Below are 16,833 nucleotides of genomic sequence, written 5' to 3'. Positions count from 1 at the left end.
CAATGGCTCACCCGGGAGGCCCGATGGACGCCGCCACCGCCGCAGAACGCCTCGCCGCCCTCGGGACGGAGCGCGTCGGCCACCGCTTCAAGGGCCTTCCCCCGGACGCCGGGGACCTGACGCTCGCCGAACTGGCGGCCGAGCGCCGCAACCTCTTCACCGGGGGCTTCACCACCCCGGTTCTCGTGCTGTCGGCAGAGCGCCTCCAGCACAACCTCGATCTGATGGAGACCTATACGGGCCGCCACGGCCTGGCCTTCGCCCCGCACGGCAAGACCTCGATGGCGCCCCAGCTCTTCCGGCGGCAGATCGACCACGGGGCCTGGGGCATCACCCTCGCGGTCCCCCATCAGGTGTGGGTGGCACGGCACTTCGGCATCCAGCGGGTGTTTCTGGCGAACGAGCTGGTCGACCCCGCGTCCCTGCGCCGGATCGCCGCCGACCTGGCCGCGGACCCGGAGTTCCGCTTCGTCTGCTACGTCGACTCGGTGCGCGGCGTCGAGCTGATGGACGCGGCCCTGACGGAGGCGGCCCCGAGGGACGGCGGACGCCCGCTGGACGTGGTCGTCGAGCTGGCGGCGGGCGAGGGAGCGCGCACCGGGGCGCGTACGGAGCAGGAGTGCGCGGCGGTCGCGGACGCGGTGGCGGCCACCCGGACCCTGCGGCTGGTGGGCGTGGCCGGTTACGAGGGCGAGGTCCCGCAGGCGGACCAGGACCGGGTGCGCGCCTGGCTGCGCCGGCTCACCGGCCTCGCGGCGGAGTTCGACAAGGCGGGCCGCTTCGACGGTCTGGACGAGATCGTGGTGAGCGCGGGCGGCAGCGCCTGGTTCGACGCGGTGGCGGAGGTCTTCGCGGAGCTCCCCACATTCTCCGCCCCCGTCCTGAAGCTGCTGCGCTCGGGCGCCTATGTCTCGCACGACGACGGCCACTACCACTCCCGGACCCCGTTCACCCGCGTCCCGGAGGAGGGCGCCCTGGAGCCGGCGTTCCGGCTGTGGACCCAGGTGGTGTCCCGGCCCTCCGCCGAGCAGGCCTTCGTCAACGCGGGCAAACGGGACGCGGCCTACGACCTGGATCTGCCCTTCGCCCAGGTGGTGCGCCGGGACGGCGTGGAGCGGCCGGCCACGGGCGTCTCGGTGACCAAGCTCTCCGACCAGCACGCCTGGCTGCGGACCACCCCGGAGGCCGATGTCGAGGTCGGCGACTGGCTCGGGATGGGCCTGTCCCATCCGTGCACGGTCTTCGACAAATGGCAGCTGATCCCGGTGGTCGAGGCCGACGGCACGGTCGTGGACTGCGTCCGCACGTTCTTCTGACAGACGGTCCGCGTTCTTCCCGGACCCGGGTCCTCGTCCTGCTGGATCACGGCCCCTCGTTCATCCGGAACGCGGTCCGCCCGCGGCCTCCATCCACCGCACGGCCCGTCCTTCCCTCCGGGAACACGCCCGGGAACAGGAGGAGTTCCATGGATCTCGATCCTCTCGACCTCGCGGATCTCGTCGTCCGGGACGCGGAGGTGGTCGACGGCAGCGGCGGCCCCTCCTGTCGCGCCGATGTGGCGGTCAAGGACGGCCGGATCGTCTCGATCGTCCAGGAGGCCGCCGCGGCGGGCTGCGCCCGGCCCCGTGGCGTACGGGAGCTGGACGCCGAGGGGCTGGTCCTGTGCCCCGGTTTCATCGATATGCACGCCCACAGCGATCTCGCCCTGGTGCGCGACCCGGACCACAGCGCCAAGGCCGCACAGGGCGTCACCCTCGAAGTGGTCGGGCAGGACGGGCTCTCCTACGCCCCGGTCGACGACCGGGCGCTCGCCGAGGTGCGCCGCGCCATCACCGGGTGGAACGGCCACGGCGACGACACCGACTTCACCTGGCGCTCCGTGGGCGAGTACCTGGACCGCCTCGACCGGGGCATCGCGGTCAACGCGGCGTATCTCGTCCCGCAGGGCACGGTCCGGATGCTGGTCATGGGCTGGGAGGACCGGGAGGCGACGCCCGGGGAGCTGGACCGGATGCGGCGGCTGGTCGCGGAGGGGATGGAGCAGGGCGCCGTCGGCATGTCCTCGGGGCTCACCTATCCGCCCGGCATGTACGCCAGGAACGCCGAGCTCCGCGAGTTGTGCAAGGTGGTGGCCTCCTACGGCGGCTACTACAGCCCGCACCACCGCTCCTACGGGGCGGGCGCCCTGGAGGCGTACCGGGAGATGGTGGATCTGGCCCGCGAGGCCGGCTGCCCGCTGCATCTGACGCACGCCACCCTGAACTTCGGGGTGAACGAGGGTCGCGCCGACGAACTGCTGTCCCTGCTCGACGAGGCGCTCGCGGCGGGCGCGGACATCACCCTGGACACCTACCCCTACACCCCCGGCTGCACGACGCTGGCGGCGCTGCTGCCGAGCTGGGCGGCCGAGGGCGGCCCGGAGACGATCCTCCGGCGGCTCGTCGACGACGCGACGGCCGAGCGGATCCGGCACGATCTGGAGGTCACCGGCTCCGACGGCTGCCACGGCGTCCCCGTCGACTGGGACACCGTCGAGATCTCCGGGGTGAGCGATCCGGTTCTCGGGGCGTACATCGGCCGGACGGTCCGGGAGTCGGCGGAGCTGCGCCGCGAGGCCCCCTGGACCACGGCCCGCAGGCTGCTGGTCGAGGACCGGCTGGGCACGACGATCCTGCAGCACGTGGGCCATGAGGACAATGTGCGGGCGATCATGCGGCACCGGGTCCACACCGGCGGCTCCGACGGCATCGTCCAGGGCGCCAAACCCCATCCGCGCGCCTACGGCACGTTCCCGCGGTACCTCGGCCGGTATGTGCGCGAGCTGGGGGTGCTGTCCCTGGAGGAGTGCGTGGCCCGGCTCACCTCGCGCCCGGCGGCCCGGCTCCGGCTGCCGGACCGCGGCCTGGTCCGCGAGGGGTACCGCGCCGATCTGGTCCTCTTCGACCCGGCCACGGTCGCGGCGGGCGCCACCTTCGCACACCCGCGGGCGCTCCCGACGGGCATCCCGTACGTCCTGATCGACGGCCGTTTCGTGATCGACGAGGGGCGCAGAACGAACGTACGGGCGGGGCGGGCGGTCCGCAGAACTCCCCGGTGACCGCCCGCGCGGGGCGGCCGGGGCCGGTCAGGGCTTGGGCAGGAGGCAGCCGCTCGCGCTCAGGTCGAGCTGGTTGCCGGCGCCGAAGCACGCCGGGATCTGGTAGGTCTGCTCGGCGTAGTTGATGCCCTTGCGGACGGTCACCTTGCCGTTCTCGTCGACCTCGCAGGGGTTGTTGACCGTGCAGCTTCCGCCGCTCTCGTTGCCGGTGTTGTTGACGGCGACGACCTTTCCGGTGGCGCTGTCGACGACGGGCGATCCCGAGGTGCCGCCGATGGTGTCGCAGGCGGAGGTGTAACGGACCGAGTCCTTCCAGGTCCAGTCGCCCTCCTTCAGGCGGTGGACGAACCCGTCGATCGCGCAGCTGTAGATCCGCTTCCAGTAACCGGAGACGACCTTGATGGCGGTGCCCGCGACGGGGTGGGTGTCGGCGAGGGTGAGCGCCTCGATGCCGTAGGAGCTCCTGATCTGCGCATAGCTGACGGTGAGCTGATAGATCGTGATGTCCGTGTCGGTCATCGTGGAGTACGCGACCTTGCCGGCCCGCAGGGTCGCGACCGTGCTGCCGGACGAGTTGAGCAGCCCGAAGGTGCGGCTGGAGGACTGGCCGACGATGACCTGACCGGCCTTCGGGAAGCCGGTCTCCAGGCAGTGCCCGTTGCTCAGCACCAACGCCGGGTCACTGTCCACCGATTTCGGGAAGCGGACGACGGAACCGGAGCAGTTGCTCAATGCGACGGTGCCGGCGAAGTCGACGGCCTGGATGCTCGCCGTGGCGGACGCGGGGCTCGCGGCGGACGCGGCGGACGTCCGGTGGGTCGCCGTGCCGGCCGCGGTCGCGGGCCCGGGTGCGGCGGCCGCCGGTACCGCACCGGCTCCGGCGATCGCCAGAGCCAGGAGTGCGGCGCCGAGAGGCTTTCTCATGGGGGTCCCCTCTCGATGAGGAAGCGATGACACGGTGGGCCGGGGACTTCCGGCCGCACTCTTGTCATGCGCATTGTGAATGGAGGGGAAAGTGGTGACAAAGAGCGGTTTTCAGCCGAATCGCAGCCGGTGGTGCGCCTTCCGCCCCGGGACGGCCCTCGAGCCACGGGGCGACCGGGGGACCGTCCACTCGATCGGCGGTACGGGGGTCCTGATGCGGTGCGCACCATTCACGGCGCACGCCCCCACCTCGGGCGGGTGCTCCCGCCACCCGGCCTGGCATTCCAAGGCGAGGAGCCACACCCACCCCGCCCACCTGCGGTTTCCCTGGAAAGCTCCCCGTCCCACGTGGTGAACAACACGCGGCGCCGGGAGTGACACGGCCGTAAGCTCGCGGACATGCAGGTGATCCAGTCCACGAAGCTCGCCAATGTCTGCTACGAGATCCGGGGCCCGGTTCTCGAGGAGGCCACGCGGCTGGAGGCGGAAGGCCACCGCATCCTCAAGCTCAACACCGGCAACCCGGCCGCCTTCGGCTTCGAATGCCCGCCCGAGATCCTCGAGGACATCCTGCGCAATGTCTCGACGGCCCACGGCTACGGCGACGCGAAGGGCCTGCTCGCCGCCCGCCGGGCCGTGGTGATGCATCACCAGACCCTCGGCATGGAGACCGACGTCGAGCACGTCTTCATCGGCAACGGCGTCTCCGAGCTGATCGTGATGGCGATGCAGGGCCTGCTGGACGACGGCGACGAGGTGCTGGTACCGGCCCCGGACTATCCGCTGTGGACCGCGGCGGTCTCCCTCGCGGGCGGCACGGCCGTGCACTACCGCTGCGACGAGCAGTCGGACTGGATGCCGGACCTGGCCGACGCGGAGCGCAAGGTCACCGACCGCACCAAGGCGATCGTCGTCATCAACCCCAACAACCCCACGGGCGCGGTGTACGACGAGGCGATGCTGCGGGGTCTGACCGACATCGCGCGCCGGCACAATCTCCTCGTCTGCTCCGACGAGATCTACGACCGGATCCTCTACGACGGAGCCACCCACACCCCGACCGCGGCCGTCGCCCCCGATCTGCTGACCCTCACCTTCAACGGCATGTCGAAGGCGTACCGGGTGGCGGGCTACCGGGTGGGCTGGATGGCGATCTCGGGACCCCGGGCGCACGCGGAGTCGTACATCGAGGGTCTGACGATCCTCGCCAATATGCGGCTGTGCGCCAATATGCCGGGCCAGCACGGTGTGGTGGCGGCGCTCACCGGCCGCCAGTCGATCAATGATCTGGTGCTGCCGGGCGGCCGGCTGAAGGAGCAGCGGGACGCGGCGTACCGGCTGCTGACCCAGATCCCGGGCGTGACCTGTGTGAAGCCGAGGGGCGCGCTGTATCTCTTCCCCCGGCTCGATCCCAAGGTCTTCAAGATCAAGGACGACCGGCAGATGGTGCTGGACCTGCTGCGCCGCGAGAAGATCATGGTCGTCCAGGGGACGGGCTTCAACTGGACGGAACCCGATCACTTCCGGGTGGTGACCCTGCCGACCGTGGCGGATCTGACCGCGGCGATCACCCGGATCGGTCACTTCCTGGACGGCTACAGCCAGCCCTGACGCGCCCCCTTCAGAGCAACTTAGACGAAATCCAAGCTAAGATGGTTTCCTGGCACAGTACAGGAGGCCGTTCCATGTACGAACCGATCCGCACCAAGTCGGTCCACACGACGGCCGGCGCCGCCCCCGACTTTCCGCACCGTTCCCGCGAGGAGGAGCTGGACATCCAGCTCGCCGGCCGTCTGGCGGCCCTGCTCGCGGTGACGGAGGAACTGCGCGCGCAGGAGCCCTCCGCGGAGCTGGACGAGGCCGCCGGGCGGCTCACCGAGCAGGTGGCCAGGCTGCGCTGGGGCTCCCCGCCGCCCGGGCGCGACCGGCAACTCACGGAGGACGCCCCGCCGGCCCGCACGACGGAGAGCGCGCACGGCCCCGAACCGCGCTGCGCCGCGCTGCACCGGCGCGCCCACGCCCTGGCCGGCCGCGCCCTGGTGGTGGCGGCGTCACGCGCGGACACGGCGGCGGCGATCCTGGCGGCGGAACGGATGGACGCGCACACCGCCGCTCTGGCCGGGCCGCGGGAACCGGTCACCTCCGGCTGACGGCTCTCGCCGCCTCGCCGGGAGGCTCCGACCGGCCACACGGGTCCGCGCCCGCCGGCCGTTCCGGCTCACCCCGGCTCCGGCTCCGGGACGCCGCTTCCGGAATCCTTCATTCCTGTTGCATACCGGGATCGGCCTGTCACCTTCCCTTCACCCGAGCGCGGGGGGAATGTCGGGTTCCGGGAGCACGCTCCCGGGCGTGAGACGTATCGCAGGAATAGTCCTGGCGGTGCTGCTGATCGGCGGAGTGGTGACCGCCGTCGTCGCAGGCCGTGAAGGACAGGACACGAGCACGGCAACGAAGACCGTGCGTGGCGTGATCGGATCGGAGAAGTCGGACTTCTTCGCCGACCCCGCCGTGGTGAAGGCCCTCGCGGCCAAGGGCTACACCGTCAGGACCGAGACCTCCGGGTCCTGGGCCATGGAGGGGCTCGACCTCGAGGGGTACGACTTCGCCTTCCCCTCCAGCCAGGCCCCGGCCGACGCGCTCGCCGCCAAGTACCACGTGCAGAAGCCCCTGCCGCGGCCGTTCTACTCGCCGCTGGTCGTCGTGGCGCACCGCAACGCCGCCGAGGTGCTGGCCGCGAACGGGCTCGCCGGTCTGGACCGGCACCGCGGCACGCTGCACACGGCCCGCTACCTCGACGCCGCCGCGCACGACCGGACCTGGCAGCAGCTCAAGGGGGCCCAGCGGCACGGGGAACTGACCGGCACGCTCTACATCGCCAGCACCGACCCGGAGACCTCCAACTCCGGCGCCCTCTACCTCGCCGCGGCCTCGTATGTCGCGGGCGGCGGGCGGGTGGCGGCGAGCAAGGCCGACATCGAGCGCACCGCGCCCCTGATGCACAAGCTGATCAGCGTCCAGGGGGCGCAACAGCCCAGTTCGGACGCCGCGTTCCGGGACTTCGTCAGCGGTGTCGGCAATCCGCTCGTCCTCGTCTACGAGTCCCAGGTGGCGGCGCTGCTGACCGACGGCCAGGGCCTGGACGACCTCACCGTCCTCTACCCGGACACCACCGTCAACAGCGACCACACCGTCGTGCCCCTCACCCCGGCCGGCCGCGACCTCGGCGATCTGCTGAGCACCGACCCGACCTTGCGCCGGCTGGCCGTCCGGCACGGATTCCGGCCGCAGGGCGACACCGCCGAGTTCACGGCGGCGACCGCCTCCCACACCTCGTACCTCAACCAGAAGCTGACCGGTGTCCGGCAGGCGCCCGTGCCCACCTCCGCGGTGCTGCACGAGATGGCGCGCCGGGCCCGGGGCCAAGGGGAAAACACGTGACCGACAACGACACCTTCACCCTCACCCCGCCGGAGCCCGTCGCCCCGGTGCCGCGCGAGAAGGCGGGCGGGGTGGTACCGCTCGACGACTCCGTACGCGCGGACATGGCCAGGAAGGCCGCCGACTATGTCACGGGGCTCGCCGGTCTGGACGCCCGCTCCCCCGAGTTCGCCGGCAAGGTCGGGGAGATCACCGCGCTGGGCGCGAGCGAGATGCGCGGCGCGTCCGCCCAGTCCAACCGGATGCTGGAGCGCTCGGTCCGGAGCCTGCCCGGCAAGGGCGACGACGCCCAGTCCCGGGTCGGCACCTCGCTCGTCGAACTGAGGCGAGTGGTGGAGGACCTGGATCCCCGCGATCTTCCGGCCGGCCGCGGGCGGCGGTTCCTCTCCCGGCTGCCCGGCGGCAACCGGCTCCGCGACCATCTCGCCAAGTACGCCTCCGCGCAGGGGACGCTCAACAGGATCGTGGGCTCGCTGCGCGGCGGCCAGGACGAGCTGCGCCGCGACAACGCCGCCCTCCAGACCGAACGCGTCCGCCTCTGGGAGACCATGGGCAGGCTCCAGGAGTACGTCGTGCTCACCGAGGCCCTGGACACGGCCGTCGAGCGGCACATCGCGGACGCCGAGGCGGCCGACCCCGCCCAGGCCGACACCCTCCGCGCCGATGTGCTCTTCCCGGTCCGCCAGAAGCACCAGGACCTGCTGACCCAGCTCGCGGTGTGCGCCCAGGGCTATCTCGCCATGGACGTGGTGCGCCGCAACAACGACGAACTGATCAAGGGCGTCGACCGGGCGGCCACCACCACGGTCTCCGCCCTGCGCATCTCGGTGATGCTGGCCTCCGCCCTCGACAACCAGCGCAAGGTCGTCGACCAGGTCAACGCCCTGCGCGGGACCACGGAGGACCTCATCCGCGGCAACGCCGAGATGCTCGCCACCCAGAGCGGGGAGATCCAGCGGATCGCCGCCGACCCGGCGGTCGGCGCGGAGACCCTGCGCTCGGCCTTCCAGCAGATCTATCGCACCCTGGACGCCATCGACACCTACAAGGTCCAGGCGACGGAGACCATGGCCGCGACGGTGGAGTCCCTCAGCACCGAACTCCAGCACGCGAGCGCCTATCTGGAGCGCAGCCGCTCCCAGGGTGCGCTGGAGGGCGGTTCCGCATGAGGCTGCGTCTTGGCGGACCGGCCGTGCTCGCCGGGCTCGCCGTCCTGCTCACGGCGTGCACGACGACCGCCGGGCCCCGGGAGGGGGACGAGGCCGCCCGGCCCGGCACCCTGCGGGTGCTCGCCTCCAGCGAGCTCGCCGACATGACCCCGGTCCTCGACGAGGTCCGCAAGAGCACCGGCATCACGGTCCGTCCCACCTATACGGGCACCCTGGACGCCGTGGACCAGCTCGCCGAGGGCACGGTGGACGGCCGCTACGACGCGCTGTGGCTCTCCTCCGACGACTATCTGCGGCTGCGCCCCGAGGCGGCGAAGAAGGTCGTCTCCGAGACGCCGGTGATGTCCAGTCCGGTCGCCCTCGGCGTCAAGCCCGCGACCGTGAGCGCGCTCCACTGGAAGCCGGACGACGTCACCTGGTCACAGGTCGAGCAGGCGGTGCGGGACGGCAGGCTGACCTACGGCATGACCGACCCGGCCCGCTCCAACTCCGGGTTCTCCACACTGATCGCGGTGGCCTCCGCGCTCTCCGGCGCCCAGTCCGCGCTCACCGACGCGGATGTCGCAAAGGCCGCCCCGAGGCTGAAGGAGTTCTTCAAGGGGCAGAAGCTGACCTCGGGTTCCTCCGGGTGGCTGGCCTCCGCCTACACCCGCCGCGGCGATGTCGACGCCCTGCTCAACTACGAGTCCGTGCTCCAGGGCATCCCGGGGCTCACCGTGATCCGCCCCCGCGACGGCGTGGTCACCGCCGACTACCCGCTCTCCTCCCTCTCCTCGACGAGCCAGGACACCCGCGAGGACGTCCGCCGGCTCGCCGAGGCCCTGCGCGCCCCGGCGGTGCAGCGGCTGATCACCGAACGCACCCATCGCCGTCCGGTGGTCGCGTCCGTCTCCCCGGCCGCGGGACTCGACTCCGGCCGGCGCCGCGAACTCCCCTTCCCGGGCACCCGGTCCGTGGCCGACGGCCTGCTCGGGGCGTACGAGAACACGCTGCGCCGCCCCTCCCGCACCGTCTACGTCCTGGACACCTCCGGCTCGATGGCCGGCGACCGTCTCGATCGGCTCAAGAAGGCTCTCACGGGCCTGACCGGCGACTTCCGCGCCCGGGAGGAGGTCACCCTGATGGCGTTCGGGTCCGCGGTGAAGTCCGTACGGACCCATGTGGTCGATCCGTCCGATCCGCGGCAGGGGGCGGACGCCATCCGCGCGGACACCGAGGCGCTGACCGCCGGCGGCGACACCGCCCTCTACACCTCCCTGGAGAAGGCGTACGAGCACCTCGGGACGGACCGTGACGCCTTCACCTCGATCGTGCTGATGACGGACGGCGAGAACACCACCGGGGCCGAGGCGGGCGACTTCGATGCCTTCTACCGACGGCTGGACGCCCACCAGCGCGACATCCCCGTCTTCCCCATCCTCTTCGGCGACTCCGACCGCACGGAGCTGGAACACATCGCCGAACTGACCGGCGGCCGTCTCTTCGACGCCCAGAAGGGCTCGCTGGACGGCGCCTTCGAGGAGATCCGTGGCTACCAGTAGGGCGCTCGGCTATCTCGAGTCACGCAAGAACATCGCCGGCAGCGCCTGCGGGATCGTCGGACTCGCGCTCACCTTCACCGGGGTCGCGGGCCCCTACTGGCCCGTCGTGGTGGCCGGTCTGTACGGCGCTGGCGCACTGATCGCCCCGCCGGAGCGCCCGGCGGCGCCCGACTTTCCCGATGCGTCGGCCCGGCTGGACGAGCTGCGGGCCGACTTCGGGACGCTGCGCGCCTATCTGGCGGATGTGGAGCTGCCGCCCGCCGCCTCCGGCCGCCTCACCGAACTGACCGAGCTGCTGGCGGCGCTGCTCGACCCCGGCTGGGTCGCCGATGTCCTCGTCCAGGATCCGGAGGCCGTGCACACGCTGTCGCGGGCCGTGCGGCAGGACGTCCCGGAGGCCGTCGACACATTCGTACGGACGCGCTGGTGGAGCCGGCTCACCCCCGGGCAGGAGCCACCGGAGCGCCATCTGGAGAGACAGCTGTCCCTGCTGCACGAGGAGGCGGACCGGCTGGCCTCGGCGCTGCGCGAGACGGAGGCACGGCGGCAGGAGACCCATACGCGGTATCTGGAGGACCGCTCGAAGTGACGACGGGCCGGGGCCCCGCACCGTCGATGTGCGGGGCCCCGGCCCGAGGGGCGTCAGCCCAGGCGCTGCACCAGCGCGCGGTACTCGTCCCACAGCTCCTTCGGGGTGTGGTCGCCGAAGGTGTTGAGGTGCTCGGGGATCAGGGCCGCCTCCTCGCGCCAGACGTCCTTGTCCACGGTGAGCAGGAAGTCCAGGTCGGACCCCGACAGCTCCAGGCCGTCGGTGTCCAGCGCCTGCTCGGCCGGGAGGATGCCGATGGGGGTCTCGACGCCCTCGGCCCGGCCCTCCAGACGCTCCACGATCCACTTCAGGACGCGGCTGTTCTCGCCGAAGCCCGGCCAGACGAACCGGCCCTCGTCATTCTTGCGGAACCAGTTGACGTAGTAGATCTTCGGCAGCTTCGACTGGTCCTTGTCCTTGGCGACCTCGATCCAGTGCGCCATGTAGTCGCCCATGTTGTAGCCGCAGAACGGCAGCATGGCGAACGGGTCGCGGCGCAGCTCGCCGACCTTGCCCTCGGCGGCGGCGGTCTTCTCGGAGGCGACGTTCGCGCCGAGGAACACCCCGTGGTTCCAGTCGAAGGACTCCGTGACCAGCGGGACGGCGGAGGCGCGCCGGCCGCCGAAGAGGATCGCCGAGATCGGCACGCCCCTGGGGTCCTCCCACTCGGGCGCGATGATCGGGCACTGGGAGGCCGGCACCGTGAAGCGGGCGTTGGGGTGGGCGGCCGGGGTCCCGGACGCGGGCGTCCAGTCGTTGCCCTTCCAGTCGGTGAGGTGCGCCGGGGTCTCCTGCGTCATGCCCTCCCACCAGATGTCGTTGTCGTCGGTCAGCGCGACATTGGTGAAGACGGAGTTGCCCCACAGCGTCTTCATCGCATTGGCGTTGGTGTGCTCACCGGTGCCGGGCGCGACGCCGAAGAAGCCCGCCTCGGGGTTGATCGCATACAGCCGGCCGTCCTCGCCGAACCGCATCCATGCGATGTCGTCGCCGATGGTCTCGACGGTCCAGCCGGAGATCGTCGGCTCCAGCATGGCGAGGTTGGTCTTGCCGCAGGCGCTCGGGAAGGCGGCGGCGACATACTTCGACTCGCCGCGCGGGGGCGTCAGCTTGAGGATCAGCATGTGCTCGGCCAGCCAGCCCTCGTCGCGCGCCATCACGGAGGCGATGCGCAGGGCGTAGCACTTCTTGCCGAGCAGCGCGTTGCCGCCGTAGCCGGAGCCGTAGGACCAGATCTCACGGCTCTCGGGGAAGTGCGAGATGTACTTGGTCTGGTTGCACGGCCACGGGACGTCCTCCTGGCCGGGCTCCAGCGGGGCGCCCAGGGAGTGGACGGCCTTGACGAAGAAGCCCTCGGGGCCGAGCTCGTCGAGGACGGCCTGGCCCATGCGCGTCATGGTGCGCATGGAGACGGCGACATACGCGGAGTCGGTGATCTCCACGCCGATCGCGGAGAGCGGCGAACCCAGCGGGCCCATGCAGAAGGGCACGACATACATCGTGCGACCGCGCATGGAGCCGTGGAACAGGCCCTTCTCGCCCTGGAAGATCTCCCGCATCTCGGCGGGCGCCTTCCAGTTGTTGGTCGGACCCGCGTCCTGCTCCCGCTCCGAGCATATGAACGTCCGGTCCTCGACCCGGGCGACATCCGTCGGGTCGGAGGCGGCGTAGTAGGAGTTCGGGCGCTTGACGGGGTCGAGCTTCTTGAAGGTGCCCTTGCGGACGAGCTCCCCGCACAGGCGCTCGTATTCGGCCTCGGATCCGTCACACCAGACCACACTGTCCGGCTGGGTCAGTTCAGCGATCTCGTTGACCCACGAGATCAGTTCCTTGTGCTGGGTGGGGACGGTTGAGGGAGCCGCGATGTCGCGCGCCACGATTGCTCCTAGATGAGGGGATTTCTTACTGATTGCCCCGTGGGGGCCGCGACCCGGATGCTTCGTAGCCCGCTCATCCGGTGCCGACTGCACTCATTTGATCATCCGACTCGAATGCGCATCTGTCCAGTGGGCCGCACAGCTGAGCGACGTGAGGATCGCCACGCACACCCGCGTTCCCTTGCGTGCACGCGGGGTTCGGCCGAAAGAAGCGCTGCGGCGGTCTCGCCTGCGCACAGGCCGGACAGAGAGGCCGATATCCATCGCCCCTGATCCGCAACTTACGGTCCCGTAGGTACCATGCCCCGCATGACTGCGTCCGTCCCCGACGCGCCCACGGACTCGCCGGCAGCCGGCCGCGGTCCCGTCGCGCCCTCACTCCCCCACCCGGTCAAGCCGAAGCTCCGCGGCTGGCTGCATCTGGGAATGTTCCCGGCCGTCCTGGTCGCGGGCCTGATCCTCACCGCCCTCGCCGACTCCACGCGCGGCCGCATCGCCTGCGGCATCTATGTGCTGACGGCCTGTCTGCTCTTCGGGGTCAGCGCGCTCTACCACCGCGGCAACTGGGGCCCGCGGATGGGCGGGGTGCTGCGCCGGCTCGACCACGCGAACATCTTCCTGATCATCGCGGGCACCTACACCCCGCTGACCCTGCTGCTCCTGCCGGGCGCGAAGGGCCAGTGGCTGCTGTGGGGCATCTGGGGCGCGGCGGCGGCCGGAATCGTCTTCCGGGTCTTCTGGGTCGGCGCCCCGCGCTGGCTCTACACACCCTGCTACATCGCGATGGGCTGGGCCGCCGTCTTCTTCCTGCCCGACTTCCTGCGCACCGGCGGGATCGCCGTCCTGGCGCTGATCGTCGTCGGCGGGCTGCTCTACAGCGCGGGCGGCGTGATCTACGGCATCAAGCGGCCGAATCCGTCACCGCGCTGGTTCGGCTTCCACGAGGTCTTCCACTCCTTCACCCTGGCGGCGTTCGTCGTGCACTACGTGGGCATCTCCCTGGTGGCCTACCAGCACGCATAACACCACCGACCAGCCCTTTCCCCCTCAGGCCGCGGCGTCGACGCCGCGGCCTTCGTCATGCCCGGACGACCGGATCCAGCCACCCTCCTCCATGACAGTCACTCCACATTGACACAGTCAAGCTTTTGAGAGTTACTCTCATTTCATGGCTACTGTCATTCACGACGAAGAGACGCGGCGCGACCCCCGCCGCTGGTGGGCCCTCGGCGCCCTGGTCGCGAGCATGCTCGTGCTCGGTTTCGACATGACGATCCTCAATGTGGCGCTGCCGACGATGGCCCGTGATCTCGGCGCGTCCATCGGCCAGCAGCAGTGGATGGCGGACGCGTATGTCGTCGTCTTCGCCTCGCTGATGCTCCCGGCGGGCCTGCTCGGGGACCGGTTCGGGCGGCGCCGGATGCTGATCGCGGGGCTCACGGTGTTTCTGGCCGGTTCGCTGGCCGGCGCCCTGGTGAGCGAGGTGACACCGGTGATCGTCGCCCGCGCGGTGATGGGGGTCGGCGGGGCGCTGGTGATGCCGCTCGCGCTGGCCGTGCTGCCCTCGCTGTTCGAGCCCGACGAGCGCACCAAGGCGGTCGGAGCCGTCTCGGCGGCCTCCGCGCTGGGCCTGCCGCTGGGACCGATCATCGGCGGCTGGCTGCTCGACCACTTCTGGTGGGGCTCGGTGTTCCTGATCAATGTGCCGATGGCCGCGATCGGCATCACCGCCTGTGTGTTCCTGATGCCCGAGACCAGGGACCCGGCCTCCCCGAAGGTCGACGCGGTCTCCACGGCGCTCACCGCGGCCGGGCTCGGCGTCCTGATCTACGCGATCATCGAGGCGCCGGACCGCGGCTGGGGCGACCCGCTGGTCCTGGGCCTGTTCACCGCCGCCGCGGTGCTGCTCGCGCTGCTCGTGGTGCGCGAGCGCAGCGCCGCGCGGCCGATGCTGGACCTCTCGCTGCTCGGCCGCCGCGGGTTCCTGCTCAACACGCTCGCCGCGACCCTGGTGATGTTCGTGCTGTCCGGGCTGATGTTCGTACTGCCGCAGTATCTACAGGCCGTGCTCGGCCACGACGCGTTCGCCACCGGGGTGCGGATGCTGCCGATGATGGGCGGCTTGCTGATCGCCGCGCGCGGTGCGGCGCCGGTCGTGGCACGGTTCGGACCGCGCGCGGTGATCAGCTCGGGGCTGGTCGTCCTCGCCTTCGCCGCGTTCCTGGGCAGCCGCACCACGGTCCACGACGGGTACGGCTTCACCGCGCTGTGGCTGTCGGTCGCGGGCGTCGGCTTCGGCTTCGCCGTGGTGCCGGCGATGGACGCGGCCCTGGGCGCACTGCCCCGGGACCGGGCCGGCAGCGGGTCCGGGCTGATGATGACCGTCCGCCAGGTGGGCGGCGCCGTCGGTATCGCCCTGCTCGGCTCGCTGCTGGCGAGCACCTACGCGGACCGGCTCGACACCTCCGCCCTTCCGCACGCGGCGGCGGGGACCGCCGCCGACTCCGTGGTCGGCGCCCATGTGATCGCCGACCGGCTCGGCGACCGGGCGCTGGCGGCGTCCGCGGACGCCGCATACCTCCACGGCATGGATCTGGTCCTGCTGGTCAGCGGCGTCGCGGCGCTGGTCACGGCGCTGGGGGCGGCGGCGCTGCTGCCGCGGCCGGAAGCCGGGCGGAGTCCGCGGGGGGAGAGCCCCGGCATGGCAGAGGCCCCGGAGAATGTCCGACAATGACGACCATGGCCGCCACCGCACACCGCTCGACCCCCGCCGCCCGACCGCCCCTGGGACTCCGTGAGCGGAAGAAGATCAAGACTCGTACGGCGATCCGCAAGGCGACGTACCGCCTGGTCCAGGAGCAGGGCTACGACGCCACCACCGTCGAGCAGATCGCCGAGGCGGCCGAGGTCTCACCCTCCACGGTGTTCCGGTACTTCCCCACCAAGGAGGACATCGTCGTCACCGACGAGTACGACCCGGTCCTGGAGGAGGAACTGCGCGACCGGCCCGCCGACGAGGAGCTGCCGGCCTCGCTCCGGTACGTGATGCGCCAGGCCATCGAGCGGAGTCTGTCCGGGGAGTACGAGACGCGCGAGGAGATGGCGCTGCGGGCACGGCTGATGGTCGAGGTGCCCGCGGTCCGCTCACGGATGATCGAGAGCATGTCGGTCACCGGCCGGATGATGTGCAGGGTGGTGGCCGAGCGCACCGGACGCGATCCCGGCGACCTGGAGGTGCGGGTGTACTGCATGGGCATCGTCGGGGCGCTGATGGAGGCCTCCCGCTACTGGGCGGAGCACGGTCAGCAGGGAGACATGGCCGCGTATGTCGACCGTACGCTCGCCGTGCTGGAGCACGGTCTGGGCCGGCGGAAGTCAGAGGCGCCCTGAGCCGTTCCCGTGCCATCCTGACCAGGTGAACGGACCCGGGATCCACATCGAGTTCGCCCCCGAGCTGGGGCTCTTCGTGCCGCACGGACGGCGCGGGAAGGCCACCGAGGTCGTCACCGACGGCGCCGCCACCCTCGGCCATGTCGTCGAGTCGCTGGGCGTGCCGCTGACCGAGGTGGGGACGCTCCTGGTCGACGGCCGCCAGGTGCCGGTCTCGCATGTGCCCGCCGCCGGCGAGTCCGTCGCCGTACGCCCCGTGTCGCGCCCCCAGCGCGTCCCGGGCGCCCCGCTGCGGTTCCTGCTCGATGTGCACCTCGGCACCCTGGCCCGTCGGCTGCGGCTGCTCGGCGTGGACACGGCGTACGAGTCCACGGACATCGGCGACCCGGCGCTCGCCGCCCGCTCGGCCGCCGAGCAGCGCGTGATGCTCAGCCGTGACCGGGGTCTGCTGCGCCGCCGGGAGCTGTGGGCGGGCGCCTTTGTCTACAGCACCCGGCCGGACGACCAACTCCCGGACGTGCTGGACCGGTTCGCCCCCGAGCTGCGGCCGTGGACCCGGTGCACCGCCTGCAACGGACTGCTCCGCGACGCCACCAAGGACGAGGTGGCCGACCAGCTCGAACACGGCACGCGGCGCACCTATGACGTCTTCGCCCGGTGCCGGGAGTGCGGCCGCGCGTACTGGAAGGGCGCCCACCACGATCAACTGGAGGCCATCGTGGAGCGCGCCCTGGCCCAGGCACCGGGCCGGCTCTGACCCCGCGCCCGGCACGGGGCGTGCCACGCCGGTCGGACGGCCCGGCCGCAC

14 protein-coding genes are annotated in these 16,833 nt (G+C 71.3%); 12 read left to right on the top strand and 2 right to left on the bottom strand.

All coding sequences use genetic code 11. From position 1 onward, the window contains the following. Positions 1–23 precede the first annotated feature (23 nt). Together CP978_RS21490 and CP978_RS21485 are read left to right on the top strand one after the other, a co-directional pair. The gene (locus CP978_RS21490) at positions 24–1,316 is read left to right on the top strand and encodes an amino acid deaminase (RefSeq protein WP_043443432.1); all 1,293 of its coding nucleotides are present in this window, start codon (positions 24–26) and stop codon (positions 1,314–1,316) included. A 149-nt stretch (positions 1,317–1,465) separates the two neighbouring features. After that, positions 1,466–3,097 carry an N-acyl-D-amino-acid deacylase family protein gene (locus CP978_RS21485; RefSeq protein ID WP_043443430.1) on the top strand — a complete coding sequence of 544 codons (1,632 nt, stop codon included), beginning with the start codon at positions 1,466–1,468 and terminating at the stop codon, positions 3,095–3,097. Between the two features lie 27 nt (positions 3,098–3,124). On the opposite strand, the gene CP978_RS21480 is transcribed toward CP978_RS21485, so the two are convergent. Beyond that, positions 3,125–4,021 (bottom strand): S1 family peptidase, encoded by an 897-nt coding sequence (locus tag CP978_RS21480; protein WP_043443428.1) that lies wholly within the window; start codon positions 4,019–4,021, stop codon positions 3,125–3,127. A gap of 399 nt (positions 4,022–4,420) precedes the next feature. Here CP978_RS21480 and CP978_RS21475 point away from each other — a divergent pair, with 399 nt between their 5' ends. From CP978_RS21475 to CP978_RS21450, 6 genes are all read left to right on the top strand, one after another. Further along, positions 4,421–5,632 carry a pyridoxal phosphate-dependent aminotransferase gene (locus tag CP978_RS21475; protein ID WP_043443426.1) on the top strand — a complete coding sequence of 404 codons (1,212 nt, stop codon included), beginning with the start codon at positions 4,421–4,423 and terminating at the stop codon, positions 5,630–5,632. Between the two features lie 74 nt (positions 5,633–5,706). Further along, a complete protein-coding gene (locus CP978_RS21470; protein WP_150478273.1) occupies positions 5,707–6,171 on the top strand; it encodes an SCO4983 family protein in 465 nt (154 codons plus the stop codon). A 199-nt stretch (positions 6,172–6,370) separates the two neighbouring features. Next, complete coding sequence (locus CP978_RS21465; RefSeq protein WP_043443424.1) at positions 6,371–7,459, top strand: substrate-binding domain-containing protein; 1,089 nt, start codon at positions 6,371–6,373, stop codon at positions 7,457–7,459. Then, on the top strand, positions 7,456–8,628 hold the full coding sequence (locus tag CP978_RS21460; protein WP_043443422.1) for a toxic anion resistance protein: 1,173 nt from the start codon (positions 7,456–7,458) through the stop codon (positions 8,626–8,628). Before CP978_RS21465 ends, CP978_RS21460 begins: the two co-directional genes overlap by 4 nt. Next, the gene (locus CP978_RS21455; RefSeq protein WP_043443420.1) at positions 8,625–10,169 is read left to right on the top strand and encodes a substrate-binding and vWA domain-containing protein; all 1,545 of its coding nucleotides are present in this window, start codon (positions 8,625–8,627) and stop codon (positions 10,167–10,169) included. Before CP978_RS21460 ends, CP978_RS21455 begins: the two co-directional genes overlap by 4 nt. Beyond that, the gene (locus CP978_RS21450) at positions 10,156–10,758 is read left to right on the top strand and encodes a hypothetical protein (RefSeq protein ID WP_043443419.1); all 603 of its coding nucleotides are present in this window, start codon (positions 10,156–10,158) and stop codon (positions 10,756–10,758) included. The genes CP978_RS21455 and CP978_RS21450 overlap by 14 nt, the downstream gene beginning before the upstream one ends. 53 nt (positions 10,759–10,811) lie before the next feature. Here the strand turns inward: CP978_RS21450 and CP978_RS21445 are convergent, their stop codons facing one another. Further along, a complete protein-coding gene (locus CP978_RS21445; RefSeq protein WP_043443416.1) occupies positions 10,812–12,635 on the bottom strand; it encodes a phosphoenolpyruvate carboxykinase (GTP) in 1,824 nt (607 codons plus the stop codon). Positions 12,636–12,944: 309 nt separating this feature from the next. On the opposite strand from CP978_RS21445, the gene trhA reads away from it, so the two are divergent. The 4 genes from trhA (at position 12,945) to CP978_RS21425 (ending at position 16,782) form a co-directional block, all read left to right on the top strand. Further along, positions 12,945–13,658 carry a PAQR family membrane homeostasis protein TrhA gene (trhA, locus tag CP978_RS21440; RefSeq protein WP_043443414.1) on the top strand — a complete coding sequence of 238 codons (714 nt, stop codon included), beginning with the start codon at positions 12,945–12,947 and terminating at the stop codon, positions 13,656–13,658. A 145-nt stretch (positions 13,659–13,803) separates the two neighbouring features. Further along, complete coding sequence (locus CP978_RS21435) at positions 13,804–15,369, top strand: MFS transporter (RefSeq protein WP_043443412.1); 1,566 nt, start codon at positions 13,804–13,806, stop codon at positions 15,367–15,369. Further along, positions 15,366–16,025, top strand: a complete 660-nt coding sequence (locus tag CP978_RS21430; protein ID WP_043443410.1) for a TetR/AcrR family transcriptional regulator — start codon at positions 15,366–15,368, stop codon at positions 16,023–16,025. The genes CP978_RS21435 and CP978_RS21430 overlap by 4 nt, the downstream gene beginning before the upstream one ends. A gap of 25 nt (positions 16,026–16,050) precedes the next feature. Next, positions 16,051–16,782: a Mut7-C RNAse domain-containing protein gene (locus CP978_RS21425; protein WP_043443408.1), complete on the top strand. Its 732-nt coding sequence runs from the start codon at positions 16,051–16,053 to the stop codon at positions 16,780–16,782. The last annotated feature ends 51 nt before the right edge of the window (positions 16,783–16,833 follow it).

This window comes from Streptomyces nodosus (assembly GCF_008704995.1).
Classification (GTDB): Bacteria; Actinomycetota; Actinomycetes; order Streptomycetales; family Streptomycetaceae; genus Streptomyces; species Streptomyces nodosus.
The sequence above is the reverse complement of the archived record's forward strand: the minus strand, read 5'-3'. Positions and strand labels throughout refer to the sequence as shown.

Bases quoted from the DNA above. Each gene is read 5' to 3' on its own strand.
- CP978_RS21490 (WP_043443432.1), top strand. From the start codon at position 24: ATGGACGCCGCCACCGCCGCAGAACGCCTCGCCGCCCTCGGGACGGAG.
- CP978_RS21485 (WP_043443430.1), top strand. From the start codon at position 1,466: ATGGATCTCGATCCTCTCGACCTCGCGGATCTCGTCGTCCGGGACGCG.
- CP978_RS21480 (WP_043443428.1), bottom strand. From the start codon at position 4,021: ATGAGAAAGCCTCTCGGCGCCGCACTCCTGGCTCTGGCGATCGCCGGA.
- CP978_RS21475 (WP_043443426.1), top strand. From the start codon at position 4,421: ATGCAGGTGATCCAGTCCACGAAGCTCGCCAATGTCTGCTACGAGATC.
- CP978_RS21470 (WP_150478273.1), top strand. From the start codon at position 5,707: ATGTACGAACCGATCCGCACCAAGTCGGTCCACACGACGGCCGGCGCC.
- CP978_RS21455 (WP_043443420.1), top strand. From the start codon at position 8,625: ATGAGGCTGCGTCTTGGCGGACCGGCCGTGCTCGCCGGGCTCGCCGTC.
- trhA (WP_043443414.1), top strand. From the start codon at position 12,945: ATGACTGCGTCCGTCCCCGACGCGCCCACGGACTCGCCGGCAGCCGGC.
- CP978_RS21435 (WP_043443412.1), top strand. From the start codon at position 13,804: ATGGCTACTGTCATTCACGACGAAGAGACGCGGCGCGACCCCCGCCGC.
- CP978_RS21430 (WP_043443410.1), top strand. From the start codon at position 15,366: ATGACGACCATGGCCGCCACCGCACACCGCTCGACCCCCGCCGCCCGA.